Source organism: Paenibacillus lemnae, from assembly GCF_012933385.1.
In the GTDB taxonomy this organism is placed as follows: Bacteria; Bacillota; Bacilli; order Paenibacillales; family Paenibacillaceae; genus Paenibacillus_AQ; species Paenibacillus_AQ lemnae.
In genome coordinates, this window is the sequence record NZ_JABBPN010000013.1 from 91,804 (window position 1) to 114,105 (window position 22,302).

Here is a 22,302-nt window from a genome sequence, read left to right on the forward strand (position 1 = left end):
AAAACACCTCTTCTCAGAGGTGTTTTTTGTTGAATTCTATCTTTTAATCTTGTTGTACGTGGAACAAATTAGGAGAGGACAATTTCCTGAGCCGTGTTCAGATCGCTCAGAGCGGTTAGCTTCACAAGCACTTCCTTCGGCACATCCTTGTCGACCGTAAGGAACATAATGGCCTCACCGCCTACAACTTTACGTCCTACCTGCATGGATGCAATGTTTACATTGTTCTCACCCAGTAGTGTACCTACACGACCGATAATACCCGGTTTATCATTGTGCGAAATCAGAATCTGATGACCCTGTGGTGCAATATCAACAGGGAACTTGTCGAGGCGTACAATACGCTCGCCATATCCATGAAGCAGAGTACCTGCCACAAGATGTTCGCCGTCGTTCTGGGTTTTGAGCGTTACCGTAACCAGGTTCGTGAACCCTTTGGTTTTCGGTGTTTGCGATACGACGACATGCAGATCCCGGATTTTTGCCAGGTGCATGGCATTTACAATGTTGACTTCATTGCCGAGGTGACGTTCCAGCACGCCTTTAACAATGTAACGTGTCAGCGCCTGGGTGTCGACTTCAGCAAGCTCGCCCGCATAGTCGATATGAATTTCATTTACAGCATGTGCTGTAATCTGAGCGGCCACGCTGCCCAGCTTCTCACCGAGCGGGAAGTATGGCTGCAGCTTGCCCATTACGTTAGCAGCAACAAGCGGGAAGTTGACCGCATTCTTGAACGGTTCGTTCCGGAGGATATGAAGGACCTGCTCCGAAACGTCAATTGCAACATTCTCCTGGGCTTCCACCGTCGATGCTCCCAAGTGAGGCGTTACAATCACTTTCGGGTGCGTGAGGAATGGATGATCAGCTGCCGGAGGTTCATGTTCGAATACGTCAAAGGCTGCACCTGCCACAATGCCTTCATCAATCGCTTCAACCAGAGCCAGCTCATCAATAATCCCGCCCCGCGCACAGTTCACGATACGCATTCCTTTTTTCATAACTTCAAACTGCGGCTTCGCAATCATATGCTTCGTCTCCGGAGTCAAAGGTGTATGAACGGTAATGAAATCAGCATTCCGGATAATGTTATCAACAGATGAGAGCTTAACTTCCAGCTTCTCCGCACGATCTTCGGTAAGGAAAGGGTCATAAGCTAGAATACTCATACCAAATGCCTTCGCACGTTTGGCTACTTCGCTGCCGATACGCCCCATACCCATGACGCCGAGGGTTTTGTTCCGGAGTTCGACTCCAAGAAAAGACTTGCGGTCCCATGTACCGGAGACCGTTTTGGCGTATGCCTGCGGAATGTGGCGGGCAAGTGCGATCATCATGGCAAAAGTGTGTTCTGCTGTCGTAATCGTATTGCCATCAGGAGCATTAATAACAACAACGCCTCGTTTGGTTGCTGCTTCCAGGTCGATGTTATCCACACCAACGCCGGCACGTCCTACAACTTTTAAGCGGGAGCCAGCATTCATGATTTTTTCTGTAACCCGGGTCTGGCTTCTGACCAGAAGTCCGTCATACTCCCCAATAATGGCAGTGAGCTCATCTTCGCTGAGCCCCGTCTTTTTGTCTACCTGCACGTCGGCTGCATCCATCAGCTGCTGAATACCCAAATCGCTGATCGGATCCGATACCAAAACTTTAAACATGGTTTCTCTTCCTCCTTGAACGCTTGTACTGTATTCAATATAGAATAAGGGCTGCGTGTAAGCACAGTCCGTTATACCCTGGTTAAGGCGACGCGGTAATGCAGCAAAGAATGAACCATATTAAAAAACTCCCGATCTCCATACTACTTCCGTAGTAAGGGACGAGAGTCATTCGTGGTACCACCCTTATTCACTGCCGTCTCAGGCAGCCTCAAGCGGCCTCATTAAGGCCTTGATTGGTAACGGATATCATCCGATTACGCCTACTTCATGTTTCAGCGGAATATCTCAGGATCGCTCAAGGCAGCCAACACCCGCCGATTCTCACCAACCATCGGCTCTCTGAGGAGCGTATCAAGCACCTTGTTTCCATCATCGGTTTTGGTTCTTAATTTTTTCATAATGTAACATGGTCTTGTCAGCGTGTCAATAGGTTAACCGTGAAAACAATCACAAGGCGGCATCCATGGTTATGGATGCCGCCTTGTGCAGCAGACCTGATTTTTGCTATGATGCTTATGCCCGCATGTGCTAATAAACCCCAGTCATCAAGTTACATGCTGTATTGTTACATTCATACTTTTCTTTATTCTAATTCCAAAATAGACAGGCAGGCTATCATGAAAAAATTCAAGATCAAAATCAAAAAAATAGAAGCTCATCAGTTAACAGACCGGCTTCTACTCATCAATCTCTATTTGACGCAAGGGTTGACGCTGCTGATCGCATTGATTTGGATTTTTCTCCAGGAGCGGAACCCGCTGGACCTTCTCTCTCCCGCAGAAAATTATCATTTTGTGTTCTGGGGTTTGGGGCTTGCACTGACTATGCTGGTCCTGGATCTGGTTATTTCCCGTGTTGTACCGGAGAATAGCATGGATGATGGCGGCATTAATGAAATGCTGTTCAGCAACAGGCCAGTCTGGCATATATTTGTCATTGCACTTGTCGTTTCGGTTTGTGAGGAACTTCTGTTTAGAGGTGCCATACAGTTTGCCTTCGGACCTTATTGGACCAGTATTTTATTCGCACTTATTCATATACGGTATCTAAGGCACTGGGTTCCTACCGGCTGGGTTTTCCTGAGCAGTTATGGTCTAGGTTATATTTATATACTATCAGGATCATTGTGGGCGCCGATATTATGCCATTTTATTATTGATCTGATTTCCGGTCTCGTGATACGTTTTCGAAAGAAAGGATGACAATGAGCGAATTAAGCAGATTACAAAAACATCAGCGAAGACGCAAAGGCAGCAAGAGCAAACAGCAGAAGAGAACATCTGAACCTGCTGTAACACCATCTTCTGGAAAATCCAAACGCAGTACCTCATCCCGTCCAGCCAAGAAACCTGCGGCGTCATCCGGCATGAGCCGTTCACGTACAAGGGGATCAGAGGGAACACGTGCTCCATCATCTGAAAGCAGCAAACGCTCAACACCATCAAGATCCAGGACCTATTCATCACAGCGGGTCAGAATGAGTAAATGGTTTGTGAATTCATTAATTGTTCTATTTATTATGCTGATGGCCGGTTTATTGTGGTGGGGATTAATCGGTGCACCGTCTTTGGAGGATATGTTCTAATGTTGTGGATCGGTTCGGGATTAGCGGTAATATTCATTATGCTTCTATTCTTTGCATGGATGCGGGTTGAAGCCACAGGCTGCAAAGTGAGCAGGGATATCGTTTCATCGAGCAGTATACCTGAAGCTTTTGAAGGGGTTAACATCCTTCTGCTCACGGATATTCATCGCCGAAAATTAACCGAGAAAAAGCTCGGGCCGCTGCTCCAAGAAGCGGATTATGTTTTCTTGGGTGGGGATATTACAGAAAAGGGAGTTCCGCTAAAACGGTTAGAGCATAACCTGCTTCTCTTGACAAAAAACACGCCAACCTTTGCTGTGCTGGGAAATCATGATCTAAAAGCCGGCGCTTCTCAGGTGAAGGCAATACTGGATCAAACTGGAGCAAGGCTTCTGAACGATGAGACCATATTTCTGAATCGCGGGCGCAGCAGTATAGCACTTACAGGGTACATGCAGCCTCAGACCAGATTTCACCCGTACAGCCGTTTTACCGGGCGTGCTTCAAAGCATGATTTTCATATTGTCCTTGTCCACGATCCGATATGGATTCAGGGAAGAAAGAAGCTGCCTACAGATCTGATCCTGACCGGCCATACCCATGGCGGTCAGATTGTCCTGCCTGTATTGGGAGCAGTTAAACTGGAAGGGTTTTATAAAAAATACGGATCGGGATGGTATGACCTGCCTCGCAGCCGGTGGCGGAATGAACCAGTCAAGCTTCTGATCAGCCGTGGATTCGGAACGTCTCATATTCCATTACGATATCGTTGTCCTGCCGAACTGCATATGATTACATTGAAAAAGACGCCTTGATTCTTCCGCATAGACGGAAGCTGCAAGACGTCTTTTATTGTTCTCATGATGCGCTGCGATTATCTCATATCGGGTTCGATTTCTTCCGGGTTCACAAAGGAATAGCCTTTTTTCTCCAATTGAGTGAGCAGTTGATCAAGTGCATCAACAGTCCAAGGCAGTTCATGCATCAGGATATTGCTGCCTGGATGCAGCTGCTCCAACACATTATTGATCACCGCATCGGGTTTGTTCTTGGTGCTGGCGTCCCAATCCAGGGAGCCGTTGGACCATGTCATAAACAGCAAATCATGTTCATCTGCCGTTTGCTTCACTGTATCTCCACCGGAACCAAACGGTGGGCGGAAAAATCTAGGCGTCTCGCCCGTAATATCCTTCACAAGGTTCTGAACATCTTGAATCTGTTTCTTGACTTCATCTTCATTCTCTTTTCTTAAATCAATATGGTCCCAGCTGTGATTGCCGATGATTTGATCCCGCTCGTGAATCAGTTTAAGCAGTTCAGGATTTTGCTTTGCTCTGTATCCATTCACAAAAAAGATTGCCTTGGCTTCGTGCTTGTCTAAAATATCGATCATTTCATTAATCATTTCTTCTTCTTTGGGACCATCATCAAAGGTGAGGAGAACCACTTTGTTGTCCGTATTCTTGTCACTTGGAACGATATTGTATACCTTGTTCATGTAATAACGGTACACAGGTTCGTTTTGAGCCGTATCATCATCAGGCGGGCTGGTAGATGCAGGAGTCTTATCGTCCTTGGATTCTTCATCTTCAGGTTTCTGCTCCATTGGTTCGGAGGGTTCTTCTTTTGTTGGATCAGGATCTGAAGTATTCACTTCAGGTTCCACTTGATCCTCTCCAGGCGCCTCTGCTGCGTTTTCTCCGTCTTTGTCGACTGAACCACTGCTGCTGTCTGTTTGTACGGGAGACTGACCTTCAGATGGCGCAGGATTGTCGTTCTGACTGCATGCTGTCAGTGTAAGGCTTGCTGCCAATAGCAGGGCAGCTGTTTTTCGAATAACCATGAATCCATCTCACTTTCCTGTATTTATACCGCATGAGTTTAGGGCAGCTCGAGAACAATAGTCATGAGTTTACCACATAAGGAGGAATGATTTGGTGAAGACTTCGTCATTTATATACGGGGCCATCGTCGGAGCTGCTGTATATCGTATGATGTCCAAACGAGGCATATCCATGATGTCCATGATGCGCAGTACGGATTTAAGCCAGTTAGCCGGCAATGCTAAGGCAAAAGTGAAAGACCTTTCCGGGAATTCGGCACAAGGAGGCAGCCGCCGGAGTGGCGGCACACCCAGTTCAGTCACAGGTGCTGCCAGTTATACCTCGGGAAATCAGCATGGGATGCAGACATCGTCTCATTCGAAGGCTGCCGACCTGAGTATGCTGAAGGACTTTATCCGCAAAAATCCGGATGTTAAAAACGAAGTGGAACAAATCCTTAAAGAAACTCATACAGTCATACCGGGTTTGTAAACCATTTGACACCTTTTAGAATCATTTTCGGAGACGGTCAGCCGAGAATGATTCTTTTTTTGAGAAGGTACATATTTACGTGCATTTGTGGGTATTAAATGATAAAATCAATATATAACACCATTTTTATCAATGATTTAATTCTGCCTTCATAACATAATATTACTACCTGTATATAGAGGAGGATCCTGTCATGAAAATAGAACGCCTGAGTCAAGATAAGATACGGATTTTCCTCACGTTCGATGATCTGAGTGATCGAGGAATCCAGAAGGAAGAGATGTGGCAGGAAATACCGAAAGTGTATGACCTGTTTACAGAGATGATGGACCAGGCTTACAGCGAGCTTGGCTTTGACGCGACTGGTCCGCTTGCGGTTGAAGTATTCGCTCTTCCATCCCAGGGAATGGTTGTCATTGTGACCCGAGGCAAATATGAACATCATTTCGGCGGTTTGACGGAAGATGAGATGCCGGATGAAATTTACGAAATGGAAGTTACGCTGGAGCAGAATGGACCTATTCTTTATACCTTTGATGATTTTGAAGTTGTAGTGGAAGCCGCTCACATGCTGAAGTCGTTGGCAGATGGTGCCGGGACTCTCTACAGCTATTTGAATAAATGGTACCTGTTGTTTGACCATGAACAGTTCACGGCAGAGAAACAGAATGCAATTGCCGCTGTTATGGCGGAATTCGGGCATTCTGCTATGGTCAGTGAAGCAGTATTGGAAGAGTACGGAACCAAAGTAATGGCTGCTGAGGCTGTGAATCAGATTTGTCATCACTTTCCGGCTCACTCATAATCGACGGCATCTCGCATGATCAGGCAGCAGATTTGAGACCTGACAGAAGAGGGGGGATTCGGTGCTGGTGTTTTCGGTTATTGCGTCAGCATTGGCGCCGGGTCTTGCTCTCATGACTTATTTTTATCTGAAAGATAAATATGACCAGGAGCCGCTTCATGTTGTTATCAAAATGTTCCTCCTGGGCTTTCTCATTGTGATTCCAGTTTTAATCCTGCAAAGGGGCATGATGCTTTGGCTGGGAGATGGACCTGTTGTAGAGTCTCTTCTCATCTCCGCAGGCGTAGAAGAAGTTCTGAAATGGTTCGTTCTTTACCATCTTATTTATAATCATGTTGAATTCGACGAACCCTATGACAGTATCCTCTATGCTACGGCCATTTCGCTGGGCTTTGCTACGGTAGAAAACATACTCTACGCATGGTACAGCCAGGCTGCGTTCGGTCCTATGCTGATTCGTGCACTGCTTCCGGTATCCGGTCATGCCATGTTCGGAGTGATTATGGGATATTATATCGGCCGGGCCAAATTTAGCGGACATGAAACCAGAAGGAAGTTCCTTTTGCTGTCCCTGTTCCTGCCCTGGATGTATCATGGAATCTACGATTTAATCTTGAATGTATTAACCCACTCGTGGATCTGGTTTATTATTCCGCTCATGGTGCTGCTTTGGTATGGGGGAATGGGAAAGATCACAAGAGCCAACAATCGTTCTCCTTTTCGTATGATTAAGCGGGAAGAAGAGGTTAAAACATAAATAACCCGGACACACTTCATGGTATAGAACCCTGCAGAGCTGCAGGAGACGACATGCGGAGGTGTCTTTTTTTATGCTGAGAGTAAAGGTGAAAATTCGCTGCAAGGAATGTGGAGAACGGTTTGTACTCCGCGGCCGAAAAGAACGTGGGGTTATAGAAACCGGGTTCAAGCAGTGCGTGTGTGACAACCGCAATTCCTTTGATATTGAAGAGGATGTATAAGACCACTTTCTTCTAGTCAAACTAACGTCAGTGATTAGAAGAAAGGAGATCGATTGCAGATGTATAAACGTGTCGCCGCGGTCCTCTTCCCGGTAGTTTCAATCCTTTTGATTGGATCTCTCGTGTGGGGAAACCAGCTCAAGCAAGAACGAAATGCCGTACAGATTAATGCGGAAAATCAGTATCAACGTGCTTTTCATGACCTGTCATTTCATATGGATCGCATCCATTCTGAGCTGGGGAATACACTGGCTGTGAATGCAGCATCCCAAGGAATGCACCGGAAAAGCCTGATGAATGTGTGGAGAATGACAAGTGAAGCACAAAATGAAATCAACCAGCTGCCGCTTTCCATGCTTCCTGCAGAGAAAACAGAAGAGTTTCTTTCCCGGATCGCCAACTTTTCATACAAGGCAGGGGTCAGGGATCTTTCTAAGGAACCTTTGAATGATGGAGAGTTCAAGACTTTGAAACAGCTGTATAAAAGTTCAGGAGAGATTACGGAGGATCTGAAAAAAGTACAGAACGCCGTGCTGACTCAAAAACTGCGCTGGCTGGATGTAGATATGGCTATGGCTAATCGCCAGGAACCTGCAGATCAGACCATTCTGGATGGATTTTCAACCCTGAACAAAAGAGTAGAGACTTACCCTGAACTGGATTGGGGTCCATCTGTTAGCAGCATGTATGAGAAACGATCGGTGAAGATGCTGTCAGGCATGCCCGTAAATGAGGAAGATATCTCTCGAAAAGCTTTGAAATTTGCGGATTTGGGTCAAAATGCAAAGTGTGATGTCAGCGCGAATGGTCAAGGAACCGATTGGGAATCGTATACCGCTAACGTTCAAGCCAAAGGCAAAGAACCGATCAGCATGGATTTCACGCGAAAAGGCGGGCTTCTTATCTCCTACACAGACTCCCGCCAAGTCGGAGGAAAGCAGGTTACGGTACAACAAGCGATGGAGAAAGCTGAACGTTTCCTGGAGAAAAAGGGATACCGGAATATGACAGCTGTCTCAGCCGACCCTTACAATAATCTGGTGAACTTCACATTTGTACGCCAGCATGATGATGTTCTGATCTATCCGGAAAAAATGACGGTAAGGTCTGCTCTGGACAATGGTGATGTGATTGGTTTCCAAGCCAGTGACTTCGTATATGAACATCAGGATAAGCGCGAGATTCCACAAGCCAAGCTCGGCATTGAGGAAGCCCGCAAGACGCTGAACCCGGATTTTAAAGAGCTCTACAACCGCAAGGCTTTAATTAAGAATGATCGCAATGAAGATACCTTGTGTTATGAAATTGGAGGCAGAATTAACGGCTCCCAGTACAAGCTGTATATTAATGCAGATACAGGGCTTGAGGAGACGGTTGAAGTTGTAAAAGATGCTCAAGCGGGTGTCAGTTAACAAAAAACGTTAACATACGGGGTGTTTTTCGAGCAGGCTTAACTGCTGGAAGGCACCTCTTTTTTGCATTGGAAATTTATAAAGATTGCCTTATAATGGCGTGATATAATAGGAGAGTTGATAAGCAGGAGGGAAGATCATGTATCCTAAGATTAATGATGTTTTATTCATTCAAATTGACAGCGGTGATGAAAAAGAGTCGAAAGTCCTTTATAAATCAAGAATTGCTGAAATGGAAGAACAAGCTATGTATATTGAGGTGCCGTTTGAAGAAGGCACAGGCCGCTTGAAAAAGCTGCACATGGGTGATGAGCTGTCCCTTCATTTTATTACAGAAGGCGGAGTGAAAAACTTTTTCAACAGTTATGTCCTCGGATTTCATGATGATGTCATACGCCAGATCCGAATTCGCAGGCCTGAGCCTGAAGCCATATCCAAAATTCAGCGCAGGAGCTTTCTTCGTGTGCAGGCAGATCTTGAAATAGCTGTTCAGACGAAAGCGGGCCGTCAGTTCGTCACGAAAACGGAAGATGTCGGCGGAGGTGGTGTATCATTTTATGCAGAGGAGCATCAGGAGGTAACGGAAGGCGAAACCCTTTCCTGCTGGCTGTTGATTCCTTATAAGAACGGAACGTTAGAACATGTACCCTTTGAAGGGGAAGTGGTTAGAGTGAAAGCATTAAATGGCACACGGTCAATGATTATGCTTAAACTCAGTCAAATTTCAGACATGGAACGGCAAAAGCTTATTCGATACTGCTTCGAAAGGCAGTTTGACTTCAGAAACCGCTAGAAAACAAAGCTGATCTTCATAGAATGTAAAGGATTGGAAGGGCGTTTAATACCGAACCTTTTTGCATCACTTCCGGGAGTGTGGTATAATTTTCACGTCGCAGGCTGTGCCTGCTTTTTTCTTGAGGCTTATGTTTGAGGAGGAATGCCCCGTTGCTTAAGAAGGGGACTGGTGAACAGTACAGAATAAATATTGCCATCGACGGACCCGCAGGGGCAGGAAAAAGTACAGTAGCCCGTAAAGTTGCGAGCAGGCTCCAGTACATATATGTCGACACCGGAGCCATGTACCGTGCAGTCACCTGGTTTATGCAAAAAGAAGGAATTTCTGCTGAAAATGCAGTAAAAGTGCTTCAAATGGTGCAAAATATGGTGATTGAATTAAAACCCCATGAAAACGGTCAAATGGTTATGCTTAACGGTGAAGATGTCACTCCGTACATTCGATCCTTGCAGGTTAATGCTGAGGTTTCTCGGTATGCTCAAATTGAGGATCTGCGCACGCATTTGGTCCATTTGCAGCGCCAGATGGCAATGACCAAAGGCGTAGTCATGGATGGACGCGATATTGGGACAACCGTACTGCCTGATGCCGAGGTTAAAATTTTCATGACCGCCAGTGTAAGAGAACGTGCTCTCCGCCGATTTAATGAATTGGACAAAGCAGAACCAATTACACTCGAGCAGCTTGAAGCCGATATCGCCAGACGTGATAAGCTGGATGAAGAACGGGAAGTATCACCGCTTAAGAAAGCGGAGGATGCTGTGACTTTGGATACTACGAACATGAGTATCGATGAGGTTGTCGAGTATATTACTGCTTATTGTATAGTTCAGATGGATGGGGAGAAGTAAAGTATGATTTATGTGTTTTGCAGAGCGGTAGTACGAGCATTATTCACGGTTTTGTACCGCTTTGAATCTGTCGGCGTTCAGAATATTCCTTCAGAAGGCGGGGTGCTGATCTGTTCCAATCATATCAGCTTGAGAGATCCGATTTCTGTTGGCATTCATGTGAAACGTCAGGTTAAATTCATGGCTAAGGCGGAGTTGTTTTCCATTCCTTTGTTCGGGTGGCTCATTACTCAATTGGGAGCTTATCCTGTAAAACGTGGAGGAGTCAGCAAGGATTCCATCAAGAATTCCTTGAAAATTTTGCGTGGCGGAGAAATCATGGGGATTTTCCCGGAAGGTACGCGGAACTCTGATTCTGAGGCGGCAAAGAGGGGAGCTGCAAGCTTTGCTCTTCGGAGTGATGCTGCTGTGGTGCCTGCGGCCATTGTAGGAGATTATAAACTTTTCCGTAAGACGAAAATTATTTATGGTGCTCCTATTGATGTGACTGCATTTAAGGATAACAAGGCTCCGGAAACCCTTGACCAGGTTACTGCCATCATTATGAGCCGCATCAAAGAGATGCAGGCGACCGGCAAACCCACGTTAAGCTGACTTTAAGGCTATGATGTATAACTTTTTTATGTTAAATGGAAAGATACTACAATGATGTTTTGAACTTCGCTATCTGCGGGTTTAAATAAATGGGCTTTGAATTGAGGAGGTTATTGACATGTCGGAAGAAACAAGAAATCAAGAACAAGCTGAAACTCAGGATCAGCTGGACCAAATCGTATCCTTGAAAAAAGGGGACACTGTGACAGGGACGATCGTCAAACTGGAGGATAACCAAGCTTATGTAAGCATTGGATATAAATATGACGGTGTAATCCCTGTTCGCGAGCTTTCCTCGGTACAGCTGGACAACGCTGGTGATGCAGTACAGGTTGGCCAGGAGGTAGAATGCAAGGTTGTAAGTATCAATGATGATAAAGAAAGCCTTGTTCTGTCCAAACGTGCAATCGACACAGAAAATTCTTGGGATGAGCTTGAAAAGCATTTTGAGGATCAGGATGTGTTCGAAGTAACAGTAGCTGACGTCGTTAAAGGCGGCCTGGTTGCTGACGTGGGTGCACGCGGATTTATCCCGGCTTCCATGGTAGAGCGTCATTTCGTAGAAGATTTCAGCGACTACAAGGGACGCACCCTTCGCGTTAAAGTGAAGGAACTGGATCGTGAGAATAACAAAGTTATTCTTTCCCAAAAAGAAGTTCTGGAAGCAGAATTTGAAGAAAACAAATTGAAAGTGATGGCAGAACTCCAAGAAGGTCAAGTTCTTGAGGGTACTGTACAGCGTTTAACTCAATTTGGTGCATTCGTGGACGTAGGCGGAGTAGACGGCCTGGTTCACGTATCTGAAATTGCGTGGAGCCATGTTGAGAAACCGGCTGATGCTCTATCTGAAGGTGAGCAGGTTAAAGTGAAAGTGCTGAAGGTTGATCCTGAAAAAGGAAAAATCAGCCTGAGCATCAAAGCAGCTCAACCAGGTCCTTGGGAAAGTGCTTCTGACAAATTCAACACTGGAGATATCGTAACGGGTGAAGTTAAGCGTCTCGTAAACTTCGGTGCATTTGTTGAACTGGCTCCGGGTGTAGAAGGTTTGGTTCATATTTCCCAAATCTCACATAAACACATCGGCACGCCTCAGGAGGTTCTGAAGGAAGGTCAAGAAGTTCAGGTTAAAATTCTTGATCTGAATCTGGAAGAAAAGCGTGTAAGCTTGAGCATCAAAGAAACTGAAGAAGCTCCAGCTTCACCTTCTCCTAGAGCGGAAAGACAATCCAAGGGTCCTAAAATTGACCTGAAGGACAACCCGAATGTGTCTCTGAACAATCAAGGGATGAGCGTTACACTTGGCGAGCGCTTCGGTGACAAGCTGAGCAAGTTCAAGTAAGTTAACGAACTATACACGGCCATTCGATTAGGATCATCATCGTCGGCGAACCCTGCGGGGTTCGCCGTTTGTTTTTGTACGGGATGGAGAAGTGTCTTAACGTGTATAATAGATTCAGGTGAAATGGATATGAAAGGTTAGCCAATTGTAACGTTTTTTGCTATGATGATTATCGGAAGAAGTGACAGGAGGAGAGAATATGGCAAGACCCGTTGTGGCTATTGTCGGGAGGCCGAATGTCGGAAAATCAACAATCTTTAACCGGCTGATCGGTGACCGGCTGGCCATCGTTGAAGATAAACCGGGCATAACCCGGGACCGGATTTACGGCAATGCAGAGTGGAATGGTAAGGTGTTCAGTGTTATCGATACCGGGGGTATTGAGATTGACGGTGATGATATGATACTGAAATCCATCCGTATGCAGGCAGAATTGGCCATTGAAGAAGCAGATGTTATCGTATTTATGTGTGACGCGAAGAGCGGAGTAACCCATTCGGACGAAGAGGTTGCCCAAATCTTGTTCCGTTCCGGGAAACCGGTCATTTTAGCCATCAATAAGGTGGATAATATGAAGAGAGCGGATGATATTTATGAGTTCTACAGCTTAGGGTTTGGTGATCCGATCGGGATATCGGGAAGCCACGGAACGGGTGTCGGAGATCTGCTGGATGCTGTCGTCGAGAGCCTGCCTGAGCTTACAGACGATGAGTATGATGAAGATGTCATCAGGGTCGCTCTGATCGGTCGTCCTAATGTCGGGAAATCTTCTCTTGTAAACGCGATTTTAGGAGAAGAACGTGTTATTGTCAGCGATGTTGCTGGAACGACGCGCGATGCGATCGATACACCATTTGAGAAAGATGGACAGCGGTATGTATTGATCGATACAGCCGGTATGCGCAAACGCGGCAAAGTGTATGAGAACACAGAGAAATATAGTGTGATGCGGGCTATGCGAGCGATTGAACGCGCTGATGTTGTGCTGGTGCTGATTAATGGTGAAGAAGGCATTATCGAGCAGGACAAGCACATTGCCGGTTATGCTTATGAAGCAGGCAAGGCTTCGCTTTTTGTAGTGAATAAATGGGATATGGTTGAAAAAGACGACAAGACCATGCAGCAGTTCCAGAACAAGATCAGGGATCACTTTTTGTTTATGACCTATGCTCCAATCGTCTTTTTATCCGCGCTTACGAAGCAGCGTCTTCAGAAATTACTGCCTGTAGTCAAACATGTGGCTGAACAGCACACGCTTCGCATTCAAACACATCTTCTTAACGACGTTGTATCCGATGCGGTAGCGATCAATCCGCCTCCAACTGACAAGGGAAGAAGACTGCGCATCAACTATGCAACTCAAGTGGCAGTGAAACCTCCGACCATGGTTGTATTTGTTAATGACCCGGAGCTGATGCATTTCTCGTATGAACGTTACTTGGAAAATAAAATCCGTGCAGCATTTAATTTTGAAGGTACTCCGATACGTATATTTACACGGAGAAAGTCCGATGAGAGTTAGGGGAGAACGACTTGATTCTGAAGATCGTTGCTATCATTGTATGTTACCTGCTGGGCTCGGTAAGTTTCAGTGTACTGCTGGCTAAGCTGCTGAAAGGAATTGATATCAGGCAGCACGGCAGCGGGAATGCCGGAGCTACGAATACCCTGCGTGTGTTAGGTACCGGTCCTGCCATTCTTGTGTTGGCACTTGATGTTATCAAAGGTATTGCCGCCGTCTGGATCGGATTCTGGGTAAGTGACGGGAATGAATGGATTCCGGGCTTATGTGGAATTGCTGCCATTGTCGGTCACAATTGGCCATTGTATTTCCGTTTTCGCGGTGGAAAAGGAATCGCGACAGCGATTGGAGTCCTTGCATCACTGTGCTTCCTGCCTGCGTTGTATGCCGGGATCATTGCGATTTTGTCGATTGTATTCACCCGGTATGTTTCATTGGGCTCATTGATTTTTGTGTTTCTAACACCTCTGTTTCTGATTTTTATGGGTTACGCATGGCCTGTATTTTGGACCAGCTTGATTATCGGAGTTTTTGCATTCTGGCGTCACCGCAGCAATATTATCAAGATTCTTCAGGGTCGTGAGAATAAGCTGGGTTCCGGTGGAAGTAAAAAAGGAGGGAAACGCGTTGTCTGATAAGGTCGCTGTATTGGTTGCCGGCAGTTGGGGAACCGCACTCGCCAATGTACTTGCAGCTAATGAACTGGATGTTCACATCTGGAGCCGCAGCCCGGAACAGGTACTGGAAATCAATGAGCAGCATACCAACAGCCGCTATCTTCCCGGCATGGCATTGTCCTCCCACTTGAAAGCAACGGCAGATATGAAGGAAGCGGTTACGGGAGCAGCAGCTGTGTTGATTGCAGCGCCCTCATCGGCAATGCGGGAGGTATGCAGACAACTCAAAACCTGTATAGAAGAAGACAGCATCGTGATTCATGCCACGAAGGGTTTTGAGACAGAGTCACTCAAACGGATGTCTACTGTTATTTCCGAAGAGATAAGTAGAAATGAATCAAGTATTGTTGTTTTATCGGGACCTAGTCATGCAGAAGAAGTCATCAGGCAATGTCCAACGACCGTTGTCGTAGCTTCTGGAGATCAGAAGGCCGCAGAGACAGCGCAGGACTTGTTCATGAACGCTTATTTTAGAGTATATACAAACCGGGATATGATTGGGGTAGAGCTTGCAGGTGCTTTGAAAAACATCATCGCTTTGGGTGCGGGGATGTCAGATGGACTTGGGTTTGGTGACAACGCGAAGGCTGCGCTGCTAACCCGGGGGCTTGCAGAAATCTCGCGCATTGGTGTGGAAATGGGTGCAAATCCCCTTACTTTTGCCGGTCTTGCCGGTGTAGGCGATCTTGTCGTAACAGCAACGAGCAAGCACAGTCGGAACTGGCGGGCGGGTTTTATGCTTGGTGAAGGTAAACCGCTGGATGAAGTACTGTCCTCGATGGGCATGGTGGTTGAAGGGATTCGCACGACAAAAGCTGCCTATGCTTTTTCTGAAAAATTCGGTGTGCAAATGCCGATCGCCAATCAACTGTACCATGTTCTGTTTGAACAGCGTGATCCACGGAATGCGGTAGAGGCACTAATGGGCCGTAATCCGAAGACAGAAATGGAAACGATGCCTCTTCAAACTTGGGAACAGTGGCATACATAGCTCCATCACCTTTTTAAAGGTGTTCTCATATGATGGTATGAGGATTGCCGGAGGAGGGGTGGACATGAGCAATAACTTTCCTAAAGACGTACTGAGTGCGATTAATAAAAAAAGCGGGAAGCAAATTTCTTCTGGAGCGGTCAAAAAGCTGGCGGGTCAGGTCAAGCCTTCTACGCTGCAGAATGAAGCCCAGCTCCGTCAGCTGATCAAGCAAGTATCTGCAATGGCAAATGTACCTGTCAGCGAAGAGACCATTAAGGAAATTGTTAACGCAGTTAAAAAAAGCGGAATGAATCCAAGTAATATGGAAGCGCTGATGAAAATGATGATGAACAAGTAAATACGTGATCCTTGTTAAGCAGGAGGCCGAAGTTCTTCAGAACTTCGGTCTTTTGCTTTGTTAGAGTAGGAGTCATCCCGAAGACATGATATAATAGAGCAGAAAATTTAAAGAAAGAATAGGGGGCAGTCACAAATTGGATCCCATGCAAAAGATGTGGCTTTCCATGATCGCATTGCTGATTATGGCACTGTCCGTCGTTATCGTAACATTTGCCCGTAGTAAAACGAAGGGAGCCCTCCGGTTCGGGCTGTCATTTGTTGCATTTATGATGATGGTTGTCGGGTTTATCGCCGGGCTTGCATCGATTACTTAGCTCTGAAGAGTAGGTGTGGTCTTTGAATAATCATGAAATGTCTGGTTTGACGAGTGCTATAGAGACAATAGCCGCCGGCTTGAACCGTGGTTCAGCATCCTGGCTGTTAGGCGGCAGCTGCTCGCTGCTGCTTCAGGGAGTAAAACTGGACAGGTTCCCGAGAGATATTGACGTATATGCGGATGCTGAAGATGTGATGCTGCTGCACAGCTGCCTTTCGGTGGATGTAATTCGTTCCCCGCAGCGGGATCGAGAAGGAATGTATGATTCGCTTCTAAGCCGCTATAAGCTGAAAGGATATGAAGCAGAGCTTGTAGGCGGATTTAAGGTTTCCAGTGGTGGAAGTTATTACGAGGTGAAAATTAAATCACTGCTGTACCGACATGCTGTAAAGTATGAACTTGAGAAAACATCCATCTTCTTGATGCCGCTCAGTCATGAGTTCGTATTTAATATACTTCGGGGGCGACCTGATCGGTATGAACCCATCGCTGAACTCATACGGCAGAATCCCGCACCTCATCATGAACTGTTAAAGCATATGCTCTCCTTATTCACATGGAGTGAAGAACATAAGGCTAAAATCAAGAGATTGACCGGAATAGAGAACGAAATCACTTAAGTCCACATGGTTAAGGAGGGACTGCACCTGAATCACAACGTTACTTTTATGCCGCAGGGCAAAACAATTACAGTGCGTCACGGTGTTAGTATACTAGAGGCAGCACGGAAAGCCGGAATTCATATTGCAACACGCTGCGGCGGGAAAATGGGCTGTCTGATGTGCAAAGTTACTTTGCCTGAGGAGCAGCAAAAGAACCTTCTTCCTCCAAAAGAGGGCGAGAGACGTAAATTAGGGTCTCTTCTGGAGAAGGGTACACGGTTATCTTGTCAAAGTATGGTTCAACATGATGTAATTGTGCTTATTCCAGAGGATCCGCTGAAGGCAGCTGTTAGGAAGCAGCTTGAGGCGGCAAGAAACCGCGACAATGAGGATTTCATTTAAGCGATGAAAAAGGATAAAGGATTGATACCTATGAAATATAGACAAGCCTCATCAGCAGCAGGGAGACTTCGATTTTATAAAGGACTCACGGTGTCTCTAATACTTGTGCTTTTCCTGAGCGGATGTATGTATCCGAAAGAGGACCAGCAGGAAAATCAGGTTTCCTACAGAGAAAGTGTGCGGAGAATTCAGGATGCGGTGAATGATTTTTATAAAGAAGAGTCGATTCTTCCTATTATCACTGCAGGGGAAGAAGTTCCTCGTTATGAGAAATACAGAGTGGATCTGGATAAGCTCAAAAACATGGGGTATATCGATGAGATTCCCAAGACAGCCTTTGAAAAAGGCGGCAGTGGACATTTTTTAATTATCAATGAGGAAGTAGATCCGCTCGTCAAAGTGATGGATTTGCTTACGATCCAAAAAGTGAACGATGTGCAGCTGTCGGTGAACCGCTATAAATCCGACCATGACGGCGAGCTCCCAACCGGTGTAGAGCTTCACCCTGGATTTTTCAGTGTTGATGTGGCGAAGACAGATATGAAGAAACTGCAGCTGAAAAGTTTTTACTCCGGACAAGAAATCACGCTTATGATGGACGATACCGGAAAGGTATATGTTGATTATGCCTTTGACATTATGCAGGCAATACAGAAAAACGGTGAAGATCCCAAGCCAGATCAGGATTTAAGAACCTATCTGGAAGAAGAATCCTATTTTGTGCCTGTAAAATCCGTACCTTATCTGTGGGTGGATCAGCAGCCTGTTGCTCAACAAAGTGAATAATGCTGAACCGCCAGACCCGCTTCCTGCAGCGGGTTTTTTTGCTGTGAAATGAGGTATGAAGGTTTCATGGCCAGCATATAGTTCTAGGAGGCTCAAAGCAAACCTTGGGTGGCACTCGCCTTGAGAACACACATAAATAAAACTTAAAAAACGGTGAGGTTTTGCAGCATATTTTGTTTCTCCGTACATATGATGATACTAGTCCAAATGCATGTACGAGTTACGCCGCTTTGCCGTTTCCATGTCAATCTCGGAACCCGGCGGCGGACGGCTGGCGGCATGGTAAAGGCTGCTCAATTGCTGCAATGACTTTGGCTGTGAGATGGAACACGAAGCGGATGCTCTTAAAGGCATTTTTCCTTCGGAGTATTTTGAGGAGGGGATCTCTTTTGGAAAAAGTGGACATTTTCAAGGACATTGCTGAACGAACGGGAGGGGACATATACCTGGGTGTCGTCGGTGCGGTCCGGACAGGAAAATCAACCTTCATCAAGCGGTTCATGGAAACGGTCGTGCTTCCGAATATAACGAATGAAGCTGACCGGGTACGGGCGGTCGATGAGCTGCCTCAAAGTGCCGCCGGCAAAACAATTATGACAACCGAGCCTAAATTTGTGCCAAACAATGCGGTGCAGATCAAGGTTGCTGAAGGGCTGGAAGTCAATGTACGGCTGGTGGATTGTGTTGGCTACGCTGTGGAAGGTGCCAAAGGGTACGAGGATGAAAATGGACCGAGAATGATCTCCACTCCTTGGTTCGAGGAGCCTATTCCATTCCAGGAAGCGGCCGAGATCGGGACCCGAAAAGTAATCCAGGAGCATTCCACCTTGGGAGTCGTTGTGACGACAGACGGGTCGATTGCTGAAATACCGAGAAGCTCTTATGTAGAAGCCGAGGAACGGGTTATCGAAGAGCTGAAAGAGGTTGGCAAACCCTTTGTGGTGGTCATCAACTCTACGCGGCCGAAAAGCGAGGAAGCACTTCAGCTCCGCAGCGAGCTGGCAGCCAAATACGATATCCCGGTCATGACGCTGAGTGCAGCGAATATGAGTGAGGAAGATGTCACCGGTGTGCTTCGTGAAGTATTATATGAATTCCCGGTGCATGAAGTGAATGTGAATCTGCCCAGCTGGGTTATGGTTCTGAATGAGAATCACTGGCTGCGCAGCAATTATGAAAATTCGGTACGAGATACCGTAAAAGATATTCGCAGACTGCGTGATGTTGATCGGGTAGTCAGCCACTTTATGGATTATGATTTCATCGATCGTGCCGGATTAAGTGGTATGAACATGGGGCAGGGTGTAGCGGAGATCGATTTGTACGCGCCGGATGAACTGTATGACCGGATTTTGATGGAGGTCGTGGGTGTTGAGATCCGCGGAAAGGATCATCTTCTTCAGCTGATGCAGGAATTCTCACATGCTAAACGGGAGTATGACCGGTTTGCGGAAGCACTGGAAATGGTCAAAACCACAGGCTATGGCATTGCTGCTCCATCACTGGCTGAGATGGCACTGGATGAGCCGGAGCTTATTCGCCAGGGAACGAGATTCGGTGTCCGTCTGAAAGCTACGGCGCCATCCATTCATATGATTCGTGTGGATGTTGAATCTGAATTCTCTCCGATCATCGGAACAGAGAAGCAGAGCGAAGAGCTGGTCCGTTATCTCATGCAGGATTTTGAGAATGATCCGATTAAAATCTGGGAGTCCGATATTTTTGGCAGATCCCTTCATTCCATTGTGCGTGAAGGCATTCAGGGTAAAATAGCCATGATGCCAGATAATGCCCGCTATAAACTCCAGGAAACGCTGGGCCGGATCATTAATGAAGGATCTGGCGGATTGATTGCAATCATTCTATAGACGTTCTAACACCATTAAAGACAGCCGAAACCGGTCCAATTCACCCGGTTTTCGGTTGTTTTTCCTGTTTTCACCGGATCATGAGGCCAAAACGCTTGAAATTATGATTTGACTGTATTACTATAAATTTGTTCCGCGCCACGCGCCTAAATGCAACAAAGGGCGAAGCTGCCCGGTGTACGTATATTTTGCGGTAAAACGGAAACAGTGAATAGCAAGGAAATATATATCTTTAGGGAGGTGAAAGAATGAATAAATCGGATCTGATTGCTCAAGTAGCTGAGTCCACTGAGCTTTCCAAGAAGGATGCAACCAAAGCGGTTGATGCCGTATTTGATGCGATTTCCGAAGCTCTGCAAAACGGAGATAAAGTCCAGCTCGTTGGCTTTGGTAACTTTGAAGTACGTGAGCGTTCTGCACGCAAAGGCCGCAATCCACAGACAGGTGAAGAAATCGAAATCCCTTCGAGCAAAATTCCTGCATTTAAACCTGGTAAAGCGCTCAAAGACGGAATCAAATAAAGATTTCTACATATTACCTAAAGAGCAAAGGTCCGTGAATTCGTTCACGGCCTTTTCTTTTCAAGAAGAACGGAGGTAGAAGCTATGGAAGATGCACGCAACGGTGATTATTTTGTCGTTAAAGCTTTGGAGAACGGGGTTCAGGTTATTGGGCTGACCCGAGGTCAGGATACCCGCTTTCATCATACCGAAAAGCTCGATAAGGGTGAAATCATTATTGCTCAATTTACAGATCATACCTCTGCAGTAAAGATACGCGGGAAGGCCGAAGTCATGACCAAACACGGAAATTTGGAGTCAGGTATCTAAAAGCAGGCATAGCCTGCTTTTTTAATTTGTAGACTAAGGTATGAGTGGTCACTGTCAGGATGAAAATAAGGAAAAGGAGGGACGGCCATGAATGTTCACGGGCTGCTAAAAAGTGTAATACTACCTGGATTACTATCTTTTACGCTGTGCTTGGGTTTGGTGCTGACCTACCCGACAGATGGAGCTTCAGAACCATTCTCAGCTGCGGTCTTTAATCCGGAAAGCAGAGGCATTCTTAATGAGGCCAATATTGTTGATGAAATGAGCCGCCTTCCGATCCATAAAGATCTAAAACGGGTGGACCTCCGGCGGGGAGTACTCTCCGTCGATGTTAGAATTGTTGATGTTGCTGGCTCTCCAAATGTGGTGCATCGGCAGTTGACAGAAATGCTCTCCTTCAGTTTTGAGAAAATGGTTAATGTGGAGCAGCTCTATCTCCGTTTTATGGCGGAGGATGCGTGGACAGGTCAGCAGCATCTTCTGCTTGCTGCAGCGATGCATCGAAGAGAATGGTCACCCGAACTCCAACGAGATGCTGCAGAGCTTGCACCCGGTCAATTCAGTGAGGAAATGGTTCGTCGTCTGCATCTGACTCTGACAAATCTGTGGCAGAGACAATTCAGGGATGCTGTTCAAGGGTAAAATAGTATACGCAGGCATGTACGCGTCCATATGATGTGTTATAATATATTGGATTAAGCTACATTTGGACTGAAGAACATCAAGTGCACGGAGGCTGAGAATGAAACCGTACCGCGTTCCCGAACTGGCTCAGAAATTTTTTCAATATGATATGATTCAAAACCATACGGAGCTTCCTGATTTTCCGGATGCCCGTGTTCATTTACTATACATATTTATGCAGTATCACTCTGCACGAAGCAAACCGGAACGTGAGGAACTATACGCGCTGGCAGCTTCTTTGGTCCAAATGGGGCTGGACACGCATGAGAGTATTGATACGAATGCAGAGCATCAAAAAGAGGAACATATGCGTTCCCGCCAGCTAAAAGTATTGGCCGGTGATTATTTCAGCAGCCGGTTTTACCAGCTGCTCGCAAGGAGCGGTGATATCGAAAGCATCGCTCTCTTGAGTAGGGCAGTTAGTGAAGTCAATGTAATGAAGATGCGACTGTACAGCAGGATGAAGGAAATGCTCCTGCCGTCCGAGGAATATCTGGGTTACATGGTACAGCTGAACATGCAGCTGTTTCTTTCTTTTACTCCGATGATTGATGAAGCTTCAAGAGATCTATGGAAACATCTGCTTCAGGAGTTCACACGCTGCGAGACGATTCTTCGTGAACTGGATCGATCAACTACACCGAATCATGGAGCAGAGAGCTACAGTTACTGGAGTATTCTTGAGCAGGGATCGGAAGAAGAAAAAAGCATGCTGACAAAAAAAACTGTGGATTCGAGAGACTGGAAAGATTTAATCCGGAGACACAGAACCGTTGAGAGCCTGCTGGACAAGCTTCGACAATCGGTTGATTGTATACAGTCATCTGTGACAGCTTGGAGCGGCAAGGGGGGGGCCGCTCACATTGGACATCTGGTACAGCCATTTATTCAGCGTTTAAATCAGTGCCGTCCGGCTGTCAGAGAAGGATAGGGGGAACACA

General features: G+C 46.2%; 27 protein-coding genes and 1 other annotated feature. Of the genes, 25 read left to right on the forward strand and 2 right to left on the reverse strand.

What is annotated here, in order from left to right:
• Positions 1-68 precede the first annotated feature (68 nt).
• Positions 69-1,661, reverse strand: coding sequence for a phosphoglycerate dehydrogenase (gene serA / locus HII30_RS14355; RefSeq protein ID WP_169505728.1), 1,593 nt, complete (start codon positions 1,659-1,661; stop codon positions 69-71).
• A 154-nt stretch (positions 1,662-1,815) separates the two neighbouring features.
• Positions 1,816-2,046 (reverse strand) — a binding site (T-box leader).
• 235 nt (positions 2,047-2,281) lie between these two features.
• Between serA and HII30_RS14360 the strand changes: the two genes are divergently transcribed.
• The 3 genes from HII30_RS14360 to HII30_RS14370 are packed head-to-tail and all read left to right on the forward strand — an operon-like array spanning position 2,282 to position 4,064.
• Positions 2,282-2,866 (forward strand): CPBP family intramembrane glutamic endopeptidase, encoded by a 585-nt coding sequence (locus HII30_RS14360; protein ID WP_169505729.1) that lies wholly within the window; start codon positions 2,282-2,284, stop codon positions 2,864-2,866.
• A gap of 2 nt (positions 2,867-2,868) precedes the next feature.
• Positions 2,869-3,249 carry a hypothetical protein gene (locus HII30_RS14365; RefSeq protein WP_169505730.1) on the forward strand — a complete coding sequence of 127 codons (381 nt, stop codon included), beginning with the start codon at positions 2,869-2,871 and terminating at the stop codon, positions 3,247-3,249.
• Complete coding sequence (locus tag HII30_RS14370) at positions 3,249-4,064, forward strand: metallophosphoesterase (RefSeq protein WP_169505731.1); 816 nt, start codon at positions 3,249-3,251, stop codon at positions 4,062-4,064. The genes HII30_RS14365 and HII30_RS14370 overlap by 1 nt, the downstream gene beginning before the upstream one ends.
• Before the next feature lie 59 nt (positions 4,065-4,123).
• Here HII30_RS14370 and HII30_RS14375 read toward each other — a convergent pair whose 3' ends face one another.
• A complete protein-coding gene (locus HII30_RS14375) occupies positions 4,124-5,092 on the reverse strand; it encodes a polysaccharide deacetylase family protein (protein ID WP_169505732.1) in 969 nt (322 codons plus the stop codon).
• 94 nt (positions 5,093-5,186) lie between these two features.
• Between HII30_RS14375 and HII30_RS14380 the strand changes: the two genes are divergently transcribed.
• The 22 genes from HII30_RS14380 to HII30_RS14485 all read left to right on the forward strand — a co-directional run bounded on the left by HII30_RS14380 (position 5,187) and on the right by HII30_RS14485 (position 22,292).
• The gene (locus tag HII30_RS14380; RefSeq protein ID WP_169505733.1) at positions 5,187-5,564 is read left to right on the forward strand and encodes a hypothetical protein; all 378 of its coding nucleotides are present in this window, start codon (positions 5,187-5,189) and stop codon (positions 5,562-5,564) included.
• A 193-nt stretch (positions 5,565-5,757) separates the two neighbouring features.
• The gene (locus HII30_RS14385) at positions 5,758-6,369 is read left to right on the forward strand and encodes a genetic competence negative regulator (protein ID WP_169505734.1); all 612 of its coding nucleotides are present in this window, start codon (positions 5,758-5,760) and stop codon (positions 6,367-6,369) included.
• 61 nt (positions 6,370-6,430) lie between these two features.
• Positions 6,431-7,126, forward strand: coding sequence for a glutamic-type intramembrane protease PrsW (gene prsW / locus HII30_RS14390; protein ID WP_169505735.1), 696 nt, complete (start codon positions 6,431-6,433; stop codon positions 7,124-7,126).
• Between the two features lie 73 nt (positions 7,127-7,199).
• Positions 7,200-7,349 (forward strand): hypothetical protein, encoded by a 150-nt coding sequence (locus tag HII30_RS14395; RefSeq protein ID WP_169505638.1) that lies wholly within the window; start codon positions 7,200-7,202, stop codon positions 7,347-7,349.
• Positions 7,350-7,408: 59 nt separating this feature from the next.
• A complete protein-coding gene (ypeB, locus tag HII30_RS14400) occupies positions 7,409-8,761 on the forward strand; it encodes a germination protein YpeB (RefSeq protein ID WP_169505736.1) in 1,353 nt (450 codons plus the stop codon).
• Positions 8,762-8,900: 139 nt separating this feature from the next.
• On the forward strand, positions 8,901-9,554 hold the full coding sequence (locus tag HII30_RS14405) for a flagellar brake protein (RefSeq protein WP_169505737.1): 654 nt from the start codon (positions 8,901-8,903) through the stop codon (positions 9,552-9,554).
• Positions 9,555-9,706: 152 nt separating this feature from the next.
• The gene (gene cmk, locus HII30_RS14410) at positions 9,707-10,408 is read left to right on the forward strand and encodes a (d)CMP kinase (RefSeq protein WP_169505738.1); all 702 of its coding nucleotides are present in this window, start codon (positions 9,707-9,709) and stop codon (positions 10,406-10,408) included.
• 3 nt (positions 10,409-10,411) lie between these two features.
• Complete coding sequence (locus HII30_RS14415) at positions 10,412-11,002, forward strand: lysophospholipid acyltransferase family protein (protein ID WP_169505739.1); 591 nt, start codon at positions 10,412-10,414, stop codon at positions 11,000-11,002.
• Positions 11,003-11,120: 118 nt separating this feature from the next.
• Positions 11,121-12,341 (forward strand): 30S ribosomal protein S1, encoded by a 1,221-nt coding sequence (gene rpsA / locus HII30_RS14420; protein ID WP_169505740.1) that lies wholly within the window; start codon positions 11,121-11,123, stop codon positions 12,339-12,341.
• A 199-nt stretch (positions 12,342-12,540) separates the two neighbouring features.
• Positions 12,541-13,863, forward strand: coding sequence for a ribosome biogenesis GTPase Der (gene der, locus HII30_RS14425; RefSeq protein ID WP_169505741.1), 1,323 nt, complete (start codon positions 12,541-12,543; stop codon positions 13,861-13,863).
• An 11-nt stretch (positions 13,864-13,874) separates the two neighbouring features.
• Entirely contained in the window at positions 13,875-14,498 is a 624-nt protein-coding gene (gene plsY / locus HII30_RS14430; protein WP_169505742.1) for a glycerol-3-phosphate 1-O-acyltransferase PlsY, read from the forward strand.
• Entirely contained in the window at positions 14,491-15,531 is a 1,041-nt protein-coding gene (locus HII30_RS14435; protein ID WP_169505743.1) for an NAD(P)H-dependent glycerol-3-phosphate dehydrogenase, read from the forward strand. Before plsY ends, HII30_RS14435 begins: the two co-directional genes overlap by 8 nt.
• Before the next feature lie 64 nt (positions 15,532-15,595).
• Entirely contained in the window at positions 15,596-15,871 is a 276-nt protein-coding gene (locus tag HII30_RS14440) for a stage VI sporulation protein F (RefSeq protein ID WP_169505744.1), read from the forward strand.
• Positions 15,872-16,007: 136 nt separating this feature from the next.
• Complete coding sequence (locus tag HII30_RS14445) at positions 16,008-16,187, forward strand: DUF2768 family protein (protein WP_169505745.1); 180 nt, start codon at positions 16,008-16,010, stop codon at positions 16,185-16,187.
• A 22-nt stretch (positions 16,188-16,209) separates the two neighbouring features.
• Positions 16,210-16,809 carry a hypothetical protein gene (locus tag HII30_RS14450; RefSeq protein ID WP_246246438.1) on the forward strand — a complete coding sequence of 200 codons (600 nt, stop codon included), beginning with the start codon at positions 16,210-16,212 and terminating at the stop codon, positions 16,807-16,809.
• 48 nt (positions 16,810-16,857) lie between these two features.
• Positions 16,858-17,193 (forward strand): 2Fe-2S iron-sulfur cluster-binding protein, encoded by a 336-nt coding sequence (locus tag HII30_RS14455; RefSeq protein ID WP_246246440.1) that lies wholly within the window; start codon positions 16,858-16,860, stop codon positions 17,191-17,193.
• Between the two features lie 30 nt (positions 17,194-17,223).
• Positions 17,224-17,979 (forward strand): hypothetical protein, encoded by a 756-nt coding sequence (locus HII30_RS14460; protein ID WP_169505746.1) that lies wholly within the window; start codon positions 17,224-17,226, stop codon positions 17,977-17,979.
• 389 nt (positions 17,980-18,368) lie between these two features.
• Complete coding sequence (gene spoIVA, locus HII30_RS14465) at positions 18,369-19,847, forward strand: stage IV sporulation protein A (protein ID WP_169505747.1); 1,479 nt, start codon at positions 18,369-18,371, stop codon at positions 19,845-19,847.
• A gap of 248 nt (positions 19,848-20,095) precedes the next feature.
• Positions 20,096-20,368 (forward strand): HU family DNA-binding protein, encoded by a 273-nt coding sequence (locus tag HII30_RS14470; RefSeq protein ID WP_169505748.1) that lies wholly within the window; start codon positions 20,096-20,098, stop codon positions 20,366-20,368.
• 84 nt (positions 20,369-20,452) lie between these two features.
• The gene (gene mtrB / locus HII30_RS14475; RefSeq protein ID WP_169505749.1) at positions 20,453-20,677 is read left to right on the forward strand and encodes a trp RNA-binding attenuation protein MtrB; all 225 of its coding nucleotides are present in this window, start codon (positions 20,453-20,455) and stop codon (positions 20,675-20,677) included.
• A gap of 87 nt (positions 20,678-20,764) precedes the next feature.
• The gene (locus HII30_RS14480) at positions 20,765-21,319 is read left to right on the forward strand and encodes a hypothetical protein (protein ID WP_169505750.1); all 555 of its coding nucleotides are present in this window, start codon (positions 20,765-20,767) and stop codon (positions 21,317-21,319) included.
• A gap of 100 nt (positions 21,320-21,419) precedes the next feature.
• Entirely contained in the window at positions 21,420-22,292 is an 873-nt protein-coding gene (locus HII30_RS14485; RefSeq protein WP_169505751.1) for a heptaprenyl diphosphate synthase component 1, read from the forward strand.
• Positions 22,293-22,302: the final 10 nt, after the last annotated feature.